General features: G+C 63.4%; 10 protein-coding genes. 6 read left to right on the top strand and 4 right to left on the bottom strand.

Annotated elements, in window-relative coordinates; all coding sequences use genetic code 11:
• Positions 1-293, bottom strand: a 293-nt coding sequence (locus RMO57_RS15275; RefSeq protein WP_310388060.1) for a ZIP family metal transporter, incomplete at its 3' end; no start/stop codon positions are given.
• A gap of 236 nt (positions 294-529) precedes the next feature.
• On the opposite strand from RMO57_RS15275, the gene ppx reads away from it, so the two are divergent.
• Positions 530-2,059, top strand: a complete 1,530-nt coding sequence (ppx, locus tag RMO57_RS15270) for an exopolyphosphatase (protein ID WP_310388058.1) — start codon at positions 530-532, stop codon at positions 2,057-2,059.
• An 8-nt stretch (positions 2,060-2,067) separates the two neighbouring features.
• Here the strand turns inward: ppx and RMO57_RS15265 are convergent, their stop codons facing one another.
• The 3 genes from RMO57_RS15265 to RMO57_RS15255 are packed head-to-tail and all read right to left on the bottom strand — an operon-like array spanning position 2,068 to position 5,511.
• Positions 2,068-2,529 carry a SixA phosphatase family protein gene (locus RMO57_RS15265; RefSeq protein WP_310388055.1) on the bottom strand — a complete coding sequence of 154 codons (462 nt, stop codon included), beginning with the start codon at positions 2,527-2,529 and terminating at the stop codon, positions 2,068-2,070.
• Between the two features lie 29 nt (positions 2,530-2,558).
• Complete coding sequence (gene ppk1 / locus RMO57_RS15260; protein WP_310388053.1) at positions 2,559-4,613, bottom strand: polyphosphate kinase 1; 2,055 nt, start codon at positions 4,611-4,613, stop codon at positions 2,559-2,561.
• A gap of 19 nt (positions 4,614-4,632) precedes the next feature.
• Positions 4,633-5,511 carry a UDP-2,3-diacylglucosamine diphosphatase gene (locus RMO57_RS15255; RefSeq protein WP_310388051.1) on the bottom strand — a complete coding sequence of 293 codons (879 nt, stop codon included), beginning with the start codon at positions 5,509-5,511 and terminating at the stop codon, positions 4,633-4,635.
• Positions 5,512-5,609: 98 nt separating this feature from the next.
• On the opposite strand from RMO57_RS15255, the gene RMO57_RS15250 reads away from it, so the two are divergent.
• The 5 genes from RMO57_RS15250 to RMO57_RS15230 all read left to right on the top strand — a co-directional run.
• The gene (locus RMO57_RS15250; RefSeq protein ID WP_310388049.1) at positions 5,610-6,548 is read left to right on the top strand and encodes a hypothetical protein; all 939 of its coding nucleotides are present in this window, start codon (positions 5,610-5,612) and stop codon (positions 6,546-6,548) included.
• Complete coding sequence (gene recJ / locus RMO57_RS15245; RefSeq protein WP_310388047.1) at positions 6,545-8,287, top strand: single-stranded-DNA-specific exonuclease RecJ; 1,743 nt, start codon at positions 6,545-6,547, stop codon at positions 8,285-8,287. The genes RMO57_RS15250 and recJ overlap by 4 nt, the downstream gene beginning before the upstream one ends.
• Before the next feature lie 264 nt (positions 8,288-8,551).
• Positions 8,552-9,067, top strand: coding sequence for a hypothetical protein (locus RMO57_RS15240; RefSeq protein WP_310388045.1), 516 nt, complete (start codon positions 8,552-8,554; stop codon positions 9,065-9,067).
• Between the two features lie 168 nt (positions 9,068-9,235).
• Positions 9,236-10,201, top strand: a complete 966-nt coding sequence (gene corA, locus RMO57_RS15235; protein ID WP_310388043.1) for a magnesium/cobalt transporter CorA — start codon at positions 9,236-9,238, stop codon at positions 10,199-10,201.
• On the top strand, positions 10,192-11,266 hold a 1,075-nt coding region (locus RMO57_RS15230; protein WP_310388040.1), incomplete at its 3' end, for an AI-2E family transporter. The genes corA and RMO57_RS15230, both read left to right, overlap by 10 nt.

Here is an 11,266-nt window from a genome sequence, read left to right as displayed (position 1 = left end):
TGATGGCCGTCACCCTCGTGATGATGGGTATGGCGATACAACTCGGCCTTCTCCAACAAGAAGAAAAACATCAGGCCGCCCAGCAAGGTCATGAACAAGGCCTGCGGGCTGGCCTTGCTTTCAAACGCTTCGGGCAAGACCTGCAGCAACGCCGTGCCCAGCAAGATGCCGGTCGACAAGCTGACCAAATGCTTGACCACCCGCCCAAGCAAGCTCACGGTCAAGCTGGCAGCGATCAACACCGACAAAAGCCCGCCGGCCAGGGTTGCCAGCACAATATAAAAAAGAGTCATGGTTTTCCAGTGAACTGCGCATGCCCAAACTAGAACCGCGCCCAGTCGGCGCGGTTGGATCGGTTCAGGTGGCTGCGCGTCGCGCAAACCTTGTCCGTATCTTATCAACCGTGTCAAGCGGGGCCGCGGACGCGGCCCCGGCGCCTGCGGTTGTTAGCCGGCGCCAGCGCGTCAAAGGACAAGAAAGCTCGTCGGCTGACCCGAGATTATCGTTTTTTGCACCGACAATCATGGCCATGAATTTGCCAGCTGCTCCCCTGAGTTCCGATCTTGCCGCCCCACTCGCCGCCATCGACATGGGCTCCAATAGCTTCCGGCTGGAGATCGCGCACATGCCGCGCGGCCAGTACAAGCGACTTGAATACCTGAAGGAAACCGTTCGCCTGGGCGCCGGGCTGGACGCCGACGGCATGCTCACCGAGGCCGCCATGCAACGCGGGCTCGATTGCCTGCAGCGCTTTGCGCAGCGCTTGGGCGGTTTTCCGGCCGAGCGCGTGCGCGCCGTGGCGACGCAAACACTGCGTGAAGCACGCAACCGAAATGCCTTTTTGCAGCGCGCCAAGGACGTGCTGGGGTACCCGATCGAGGTCATCTCCGGGCGCGAAGAAGCGCGGCTGATCTTCGCCGGCGTCGCGCGCATGCAGCCGTCGACCCTGCCCCGCCTGGTGATCGACATCGGCGGGCGCTCGACCGAGATGATTCTGGGCAAGGGCCGCAAGCCGCTGACGGCCGAGTCCTTTCAGGTCGGCAGCGTCAGCCTGTCGCTGCGTTTTTTTCCCGACGGCAAGTTCACGGCGGAAGCGTTCCGCGCCGCCCAGGTCGCCGCCGGCGCCGAGTTGGAGGAAGCGCTGACGCTGTTCAAACCGGCCATGTGGCAAGAGGCGCTGGGCTCCTCCGGCACCGTCGGCGCGGTGGCACAAATCCTGGCGGCCAGCGGTATCACGGACGGCCGCATCACCCAAGCAGGCTTGCGCTGGTGCATGGAGCAGGCGCTGGCCGCCGGCAGCATGGACAAGCTCAAGCTGCCGGGTCTCAAAGAAGACCGCCGTGCCGTGGTCGGCGGCGGCCTGTGCATTCTCTACACCTTGTTGTCGCAATTTGGCATTGACGAGCTGCTGCCGGCCAAGGGGGCGCTGCGCCAAGGCGTGATCTTCGATTTGATTGAGCGCCTGGAAGCCGAGAGCGCGGCCGCGTTGGGCCTGAGCTCGCTGGACATGCGCGACGCCTCGGTGGCGGCCTTGCAGCGGCGTTTCTCGGTCGATTTGGCACAGGCCGCGCGCGTGCAGTCGATCGCAGACGTGATGTACAAGCAACTTTGCTCGCGGGCTCCGAGGGAGCGCCAGCGCGAACTGAATTGGGCCGCCGCGCTGCACGAGATCGGCATGATGGTTTCCCACCATGACCACCATCGCCACAGCGCCTATTTGCTGGCCCATGTGGATGCGGCCGGTTTCTCGCAAGATCAGCTCAAACGCCTGGGTGACTTGGCGTTAGGTCAACGCGGCGGTCTGCGCAAATTGGACGGTCTGCTGGAGGACGAAAGCCTGCTCTGGCAGCTGCTCAGCCTGCGCCTGGCCTTGATCAAATGCCATGCGCGCAGCGGCGCGGTAGATCCGCAGGCCTTGCGCTTGAGTCGTCAGGGCCGGCGAGTTGTGGTCACGCTCGCCAAGGGTTGGGCCGGTGCCCACCCCCGCACCCACTTCTTGCTACAGGAAGAAACCGCGGCCTGGGCGCGCAGCGGCATGCTGGAGTTGACGCTGGCCTAGCTTGCTGGCTAGAGAAAGTCGGGGGCCTGCATCGCCTGCAGCAAGACTTCAGTCTGGCCCTCGCGCAGCCGCGAGCGCAACCACCAGACCGCGCCCTTCTTGACGCTCCAGGCTTGATCATGGCCGGTCAGCAGCAGCGATGCCAAGCGGCCCAGCGTCGGCTGATGGCCGACCAGCAGCGTCGCCTCGGTCGCATCGGGCCAACGGGCGGCGGCCAATAAGTCCGCAACGCTGGCGTCCGGCGCAATGCTGGGGACGCTACGAAATTCACGCCCCAGCGCTTCAGCCGTGCCGAGGGTACGCTGAGCCGGGCTGACCAAGACGCGCGTGCTCGCCGGCAGGCGCTGATTCAGCCACACCGCCATGCGCTTGGCCTGGCGTTCGCCCTTGGCCGTCAAGCCACGCTGCAAGTCATTCATGCCGTCCTGCAGCAACTCGGCCTCGGCGTGGCGCCACAAGATCAAATCCATCGTCGTCGCTCCTGGGGCAAACAAAGCCGTCAGCTGGTTAAAAACAGCTGCATCAAGGCCTGCTGCGCACTGACGCCGGTCGCGCTGACCACGCGTGATGAACGGCCATCGGGCCCCAACTGCCAAGCGTCAAGCGTGTCGTACAAATAGGGCTGCAAGGCCTCGTCGATGACGCGCTGGCGCAGCTTGGCATCCTGCACCGGCCAAGCAATTTCAATCCGGCGGAACATATTGCGGCTCATCCAGTCGGCGCTGGACAAAAACAGCGCCTCCTCCGCATCCGTGGCGCCCCAGCGGAAATAGGCGATGCGGGTGTGCTCCAAAAAGCGCCCCACCACCGAGCGCACCACGATGTTGTCGCTGATGCCGGGCAGGCCGGGCGGCAACATGCAGGCGCCGCGCACGATCAGGTCGATCTTGGCGCCGGCCTGCGCCGCACTCAAAAGCCCGTTGATCAACTCGGTGTCGGTCAGCGCATTGATCTTGACGACCACGCGCGCGATGCGGCCCGCGCGGGCCGCCTGCTCGACCCGCAGCAGATGCTCCAGCATGCTGCTGTGCAGATTGAACGGCGCCAGCAAGAGCCGGCGCGGCATCTTGATCTTGCCCAAGGACGCCAACTGGCGAAAGACCGAATCGGCGTCCGCGGTCAGGTCCGGGTCGGCGGTCAAATAACCCAGATCGGTGTACAGCAGCGCCGTCTTGGGGTTGTAATTGCCGGTCGACAAATGCGCATAACGCTTGAACCGGTTGCCCTCGCGGCGCGTGATCAGCATCAGCTTGCCATGCGTCTTGAAGCCGACGATGCCGTACACCACCTGCGCGCCGACCGCCTCCAGGCGCTCGGCCCAATTGATATTGGCCTCCTCGTCAAAGCGCGCCTTCAGCTCGACCACCGCCATCACTTCCTTGCCGCGCCGCGCTGCGTCGATCAGCAAATCCATCAGGACCGATTTGCTGCCGGTGCGGTAAATCGTTAGCTTGATGGCCATCACCGCCGGATCTTCTACCGCCTCGCGCAGAAACTGCACCACCGGATCGAAACTCTCGAACGGGTGATGCAACAGCACATCGCCCTTGCGTATGCACTCGAAGATCGATTTTTGGCGCGGCAGGCGCGCCTCCGGCCAGACCGGCTCATACGGTACAAAGCGCAGCTGCGGCGCCTCGGTTTGGTCAATCAACTCATTCAAGCGCACCAGATTGACGGGGCCATTGACCCGGTACAGCGCGGCGGCCGGCAGGTCGAACTGCTCCAGCAAAAAATCCGCCAACTCAGCCGGGCAGCTGTTGGTGACTTCCAGCCGCACGGCGCGGCCGTAATTGCGCGTCGTCAGGCCCGAACGCAGCGCATGGCGCAGATTGGCAATCTCTTCCTCGTCCACCTCCAGCTCGGAGTCGCGCGTCACGCGGAACTGCGAGAAAGCCTCCACCTTGCGGCCCGAAAACAGCTCCTCAAGATGGGCGCGGATCACGCTGGTCAAGAGCACAAAAACTTGGCGGCCATCACTGACCGTAGCCGGCAGCTTGATCACGCGTGGCAGCACCCGCGGCACCTTCACGATGGCGATGCGGTTATCGCGCCCGAAGGCGTCCTTGCCCGACAGCCGCGCAATGAAATGCAGCGACTTGTTGGCGACCTGGGGGAACGGATGGGCCGGGTCAAGACCTACCGGCACCAACAAGGGCCGCACTTCGCGCTCAAAGAACTTGGCCACCCATTGACGCTGCGCGGCATCGCGGTCGGCGTGGTTGAGGATGACTATGTTCTCGTCCCGCATCTTGGGCGTCAGATGCTCATTGAAGATTGAATACTGTTCGTCGATCAACGCATGGGCGGCACGCCCGACTCGCTCCACATCACGGCCGCTGATCGATGACTGCGGGTCGCGCGCGGCGTCCAGCATGTCGGCAAAGCGCACCTCAAAGAACTCATCCAGGTTCGAGGACACGATGCAAACATAACGCAAACGTTCCAGCAACGGTACATCGCTGCGTTGCGCTTGCGCCAGCACCCGGCGATTGAATTCAAGAATGGCTTGCTCACGGCTGAGCAGGGTGACGGCGGGGGTATCTAGGGTCATCCGACTAGTTTAATGGAGCCTAAGCGACGGCCGCGGCGCTTGTTTGCAACACGGCCGGCTTCAGCGCCGGGCGCCGGTGGTGTTCGCTCCAATCGAGAATTTCCAGCCGGCCGTCGGCATGCTCGACCAAGGCAGTCAGGCTCTCGACCCAGTCGCCATCATTGGCGTAGAGGATGCCGTCGATCTCGCGCAGCTCCGCGTGGTGAATATGGCCGCACACCACGCCATGTACGCCTCGCTTGCGAGCCTCACGGGCGACCGCAATTTCAAAGTCGGAAATAAAGCTGACCGCCCGCTTGACCTTGAGCTTCAGGTACTTGGACAGGCTCCAATAGGGCAGGCCCAGGCGGGCACGCAGCCGATTCAGGTAACTGTTTAGTTTGAGGGTGAACTCGTAGGCGGTGTCACCCACATGGGCCAGCCATTTCGCGCATTGAATGACGCCGTCGAACAGATCGCCATGCGTGACCCAGAGCTTGCGGCCATCGGCCGTTTCATGGATCCACTCCTGCGCAACCTCGATGCCGCCAAAATCGTGATTGACGTATTTGCGCGCAAATTCATCGTGATTGCCGGGAATGAAAATCACCCGGCAGCCTTTGCGGGCCTTGCGCAAGAGCTTTTGCACCACATCGTTGTGCGCCTGCGGCCAGTACCAATTGCGGCGCAACTGCCAGCCGTCAATGATGTCGCCGACCAGGAACAGCTGCTCGCACTCCACCTCACGCAAGAACTCCAGCAACGCCTCGGCCTGACAGCCGGGCGTGCCCAGATGAATGTCGGAAATCCAGACCGTGCGAAAACGCCGGCTCGGTTGGTCGGTGCCACCGTCCAGAGAGTCGGCATCGGGGCTGGCCAGGGCGGCGGCGGCGCGCGTGAGGAGCTGGTCATGCTGCATGTGCCGGAGCATGACGGCGCGCGATGTCGGGGCCGTGGCAGCTTGGTGAAGCTTGTGTGACGCCGGGACCAAAACAGGGCCCGACGATAATCCAGGCCATGCACCTGATGATTCCCCATGCCAGCGCGGTCGGCGAGGCCGCCGCCCACACCCTGGCCGAACTGAACCTGCCCAATCTGGCCCAACTGCTGCCGCTGCTGACGCCGGTCGGCGCGCCGCTCGGCAGTGACGAATACAGCTTCAACACACCCTTTGAGCTCGCGCTGGCCGAGTTGCGCGGCTGCCCGGCAACGGACGGTTGCCTGCCCACCGCCGCGTGGGCGCTGCAGGCGAGCGGCTCGAGTGCGGCGGCCTGGGCCTTGTTGAGCCCCCTCCACCTGTCGGTCGGCGCTGAGCAAATCACCGCCCTGCCGCCGCAGGCATTGGCCCTGACCGAGCGTGAATCGCAAGCCTTTTTCAACAGTCTGGCCGAGCTCTGGCCGGCCGCCGAGGGTTACACCTCGCAATGGCTGGGCACCCACCAATGGCTGATTGCCCATCCCAGCTTTGCCGGCCTGCGCAGCGCCAGCCTGGAGCGGGTGCTGCACCGAAATGTGGACATCTGGATGCCCGAGGCCAGGCGCTTGCGCACTTTGCAGAACGAGGTGCAGATGCTCTTGCACGGCCACCCCCTCAATGAGGCCCGCGAAGCGGCCGGCGCGCTGGCGCTGAACTCGGTGTGGATCAGCGGCTGCGGCGCCAATGACAGCCACAGCCAGCCACTGCCGGCCGATTTGCAGATTGAGGCCGTGCTGCAAGAGCCTTTGCTGGCCGGCGACTGGCAGGCCTGGAGTCAGGCCTGGCTGCGCCTCGACGCCGGCCCGGTCGCGGCGTTGCTGGCGCAGGCCAAACAAGGAGAAGGCGCGCCGCGCTTGACGCTCTGCGGCGAGCGGCACGCGCAGACTTGGGCCTTGGGCCCGCGGCCACGCCTGCTCAAGCTCTGGCAGGCCTTGCTGCCACCCCGCGCCGATGTCGCACGCAGCCTGCTCGCCCTATGAGCGCTCAGCCCAATTTGGTCCAACGCACGCCCGCACCTCGTGCCGCTTGGACGCTTGAGCAAGCGGGTTTGTCGCCGCTATTGGCGCAGCTGTTTGCCAGCCGCGGCGTCAAGAGCGCGGACGAGCTGGATGCGGGCCTGGCCAAGCTGCTACCGCCCAGCGGTTTGAAGGGTATTGCCGAGGCGGCGCGGCTATTGGCCGATTGCATTGAAGCGCGCCAGCACATTTGCATCGTCGCCGACTACGACTGTGACGGTGCCACCGCCTGTACCGTCGCGCTGCGGGGTTTGGCCCTGCTCGGCGCCGGCCCGGCCAGCCTCAGCTATGTGGTGCCGGACCGCGCCATCCATGGCTACGGCTTGACCCCGGCCATTGTTGACCTGGCGCTGGCCCAGGGCAGCCAGCCGCAGCTGCTGATGACGGTGGACAACGGCATCGCCAGCATCGCCGGCATCGCCCATGCGAACGCGCTGGGCTTGCAGGTGCTGGTGACCGACCACCATCTGCCGGCAGTGTTCGACGGCGTCACCCAGCTGCCGGCGGCCGCGGCCATCGTCAACCCCAGCCAGCCCGGCTGCTCATTTGAGAGCAAAAACCTGGCCGGTGTCGGTGTGGCTTTTTACGTTCTGCTGGCGCTGCGCAGTGAGCTGCGTGCGCGTGGCCGCTTCGATACGCAAAGCCAGCCCAAACTCGACGGCCTGCTCGATCTGGTGGCGCTGGGCACGGTGGCCGATGTGGTCAAGCTCGACGCCAACAACCGCCGCCTGGTCGCGCAGGGTTTGAAGCGCATGCGTGCCGGCCGGGCCCATGCCGGCGTGGCCGCGCTGTTCAGCGCGGCCGGGCGCGACAGCACGCGCGCCAATGCCTTCGACCTGGGCTTCGCGCTGGGCCCACGCATCAACGCGGCCGGCCGCTTGTCGGACATGACGCTGGGGATTGAATGCCTGCTGACCGATGACCCCGGCCGCGCGCTGGAGTTAGCCAAGCAGCTCGACGCGATCAACCGCGAGCGGCGCGTGATCGAGGCCGATATGCGCGAGCAGGCCGAGTTCAAGCTCGATGCCTTGCTGCAAGACCCGCGTCTGATGGGCGAGCCGCCGCCGGCCTTGGCCATCTTCGAGGCCGAGTTTCATGAAGGCGTGGTCGGCATCATTGCCTCGCGCCTGAAGGACCGCATCCACCGGCCGAGCTTTGTGTTCGCTCGCGGCGCCGATGGCCAACTGAAAGGCTCGGGCCGCTCGATTGCCGGCTTTCATCTGCGTGACGCACTGGACCTGATCAGCAAGCGCCATCCCGCCCTGCTGAAAAAGTTTGGTGGCCATGCGATGGCGGCCGGCTGCACGCTGGCGGACGACGGTTTTGATTGCTTCGACGCGGCCTTGCGCCAGGTCGCCGCCGAATGGCTGGACGCCGCAGCGCTGACCCGCACCCTGCGCACCGACGGGCCGCTGGCGTCCGAGCATTTCAACCCGGCCAGCGTACGGGCCCTGGAGGAGCAAGTCTGGGGCCAGGCCTTCGAGGCGCCGCTGTTTTGCGACCACGTGGAGATCATCTCGCAGCGCATCGTCGGCGAGAAGCATATGAAACTGAGGTTGCGACAGGCCGGTTTGTTGCGGGACGCGATCTGGTTCGGCCATATCGAGCCCGTGCCGGCCCAGGGGCAAATGGCCTACCGGCTCAGCGTCGACGAATACCAGGGCCAAGAGCGGGTGCAGATGGTTGTCGAGGCGATGGTCTGATGCGAGATTTATGCAGGGGATTTCCGTGACGCAATACTCACCAACCCCACTCATGCAATCAGGACAAACCACGAGTCACCAGCTTGACATTCTGGTGTAGTCCAATCGGGCCATTGCAGTTGTCGTTCATAACAAGACTGAACCAAGATTAGGCCAGCCAAGCCAACAGTTCATTCAGCGCCGGCGACGCCCCGAGCAAACCACCAGCGACCCATGAATCCACTTAAATTGACCCAGCACTTAAGCTTGAAAACGCGCCTCACCATGGTGGGCCTGATCGCCATGCTCTTGGGCTTGGTACCCAGCAGTCTGCTGGTGCTGAGCTACTCGGAGGAATTGAGTCGGGTCGAGCGCGAAGCCGCTGGGCTACCCATCAACGAGGCATGGCATGAAATACTGAAAAACTTGCAAGGGCACCGCATTCAGGGCGTCGAGTCCTTGTCTATCCGGCCCGACGCCGGCAAAGAGTTGGCAGCCACTCGGCAGCACACGCACCGGGCCATACAACAGTTGACCGCACTGTTGGATGGGCGTTTCGATCACGCGCATATTGAAGCCGCCAAGGCACTGGGTGCGCAGCTGGACCTGCTGGGTGCCGATTTGCAGGCGCTGCCTCCTTCCCTTGTCCGCGATATCGTTCAACTTCGGAAAAGAAGAGCGGAGTTATGGGCTATGATGGGCCGGCTCACGGCGGCCCCGAGCGCGACGACGGAAGCCAGCGCGGCGCCGCCAACGGTAGACAGAAGCGTTCGTCGGGTGATCAGCATAGGGCTACTGTAAACCCCCCGTGCTCACATGCTCAAGTGCTCGCGTGCTCTTGTGCCGTGCTGTGTGCTCTAGTGCACAGGTGCACGGTGCGCACCCAGCACCAAGCACTCAGCACCGAGCACGGCACTAGAGCACCGGAGCACGTGAGCACCTGAGCACAGAACGCCTTAGAATGCCCGTGTGCTTGTCAATTGCGTCGCATACCAACGCGGGCAAAAGGTCGCTGATATCCCCATCAGTGAGATCCGTGCACATCTGGCCGATCCGGGCTGTTTTGTCTGGGTCGCGCTGAAGGATCCTGAATCCGCGGAAGTTGAGCGGCTGCAGAAGGAGTTCGACCTGCACGAACTGGCGGTGGAAGACGCCAGCCGCGGACATCAGCGGCCAAAGATTGAAGAGTACGGCGCGTCGATTTTTGTCGTGCTCCACATGATCGAGGCGCATGACAACGACATGCGAACTGGCGAAGTGGCAATCTTCGTCGGGCCGCAGTATGTGATCTCGGTCCGTCGCGAGACGAGCCAGGGGTTCGCGGAAGTCCGGCGCCGGTGCGAGGACGAGCCGGACCTGCTGCGGCATGGGCCGGCCTATGTCCTCTACGCGCTCATGGACACGGTCGTCGATCGGTATTTCCCCCTCATCGATACGCTGACGCGTGAGATCGAAGAAATTGAGACGCGCATCTTCGCCAGCAATACCACGCGCGCACAGGTGGAAGCCCTCTACACCTTCAAACAGCGCCTGATGGTGGTGGACCATGCGATCGGACCGTTGCTGGAAGTCACGAGCAAGCTGCATGGCGGGCGGGTTCCACCGCTTTGCGCCGGGCTCCACGACTATTTTCGAGACGTCTACGACCACCTGCAGCGCCTGAAGCAGTCCACAGACAACCTGCGCGACATGGTCGGCACGGCGCTGTCAGTGAACCTGTCGCTCATCACCCTGCAGGAGAACGAAGTCACCAAACGCCTGGCGGCCTATGCCGCTCTCGTGGCCGTTCCGACGATGGTGGCCGGTGTGTATGGCATGAATTTCCGGCACATGCCTGCCCTGGACTCGCCGTACGGATTCCCGCTGACGATAATCGTAATGGCGCTTATCGATGTGTATCTCGTGTTCCGGTTCAGGAAGGCAAAGTGGCTGTGACGACGCCTGATAGCTCTCTCTATCGCAAAGCGTTCTTGCTCGCACTGGTCATCGGCGTGTCGATCGCCATGATCAAGGTGCTGCAGGCGTTCCTCATGACACTCATGGTGGCGGCTATTCTGGCGGGCTTGCTCCGGCCTGTGTTCGTGCACTTCACCCGCTGGCTGGGCGGTCGCAGGATTCCCGCCGCCATCCTCACGGTGCTTTTCACACTGATCGGAGTCATTGGCCCGCTCGTGGCGATTGGCGGCCTGGTGGTCAGTCAGGCCTCGGACATCACGACAAACGTCCGGCCGATCGTCGAGAAGTCCATCAACTCACCGACCTACCTGGATCAACGGCTGCAGAAGCTGCCGGGGTATGACGAGTATTTCAAACCTTATCGCACGGTCATCCTCACCAAAGCGGGCGAGGTGGTGAACTCGATGGGCGGTTTCCTCATGTCGTCGCTGTCGGCCACAACGCTGAGCACCGTGTCGTTCATTGCGAATTTCTTCCTCGCACTTTACGCGATGTTCTTTCTCCTGCTCGATGGCCAGGCCATGCTCAAAAGCGCCATGGAGTACCTGCCGCTCCACGGCGACGAGAAGGAATTGTTGATCCAGCGGTTCCTCTCGATTACGCGCGCGACGATCAAAGGCACGCTCGTGATCGGAGTGATTCAGGGCACCTTGTCCGGCCTCGCCTTCTGGGCCCTGAGCATCCCCAACGCGGCGTTCTGGGGCGTGCTCATGACGGTGTTGTCGATTCTTCCCCTGATCGGCGGCGCACTGATTTGGGTGCCCGCCGCGATCATCCTGTTCGCGACCGGCGCGGTCACAAAGGCCATCGTGCTGACGGTGTTTTGCTCGCTGGTTGTCGGCTCAGTGGACAACATCCTTCGGCCGTGGCTGGTGGGCCGTGACACGAAGATGCACGACCTTGTGATTCTGTTCTCCACTCTGGGCGGCCTGCTGGCCATCGGGGCGATGGGCTTCATCATCGGACCGGTACTGGCCGGACTGTTCGTGACGTCGTGGCAGATCTTTGGCATAGCGTACCGCGACCAGCTCGCCGACGGCAGCC

This window comes from Roseateles sp., assembly GCF_031397715.1.
GTDB lineage: Bacteria > Pseudomonadota > Gammaproteobacteria > Burkholderiales > Burkholderiaceae_C > Paucibacter_A.
This window is presented reverse-complemented; position numbering and strand designations above follow the sequence as displayed.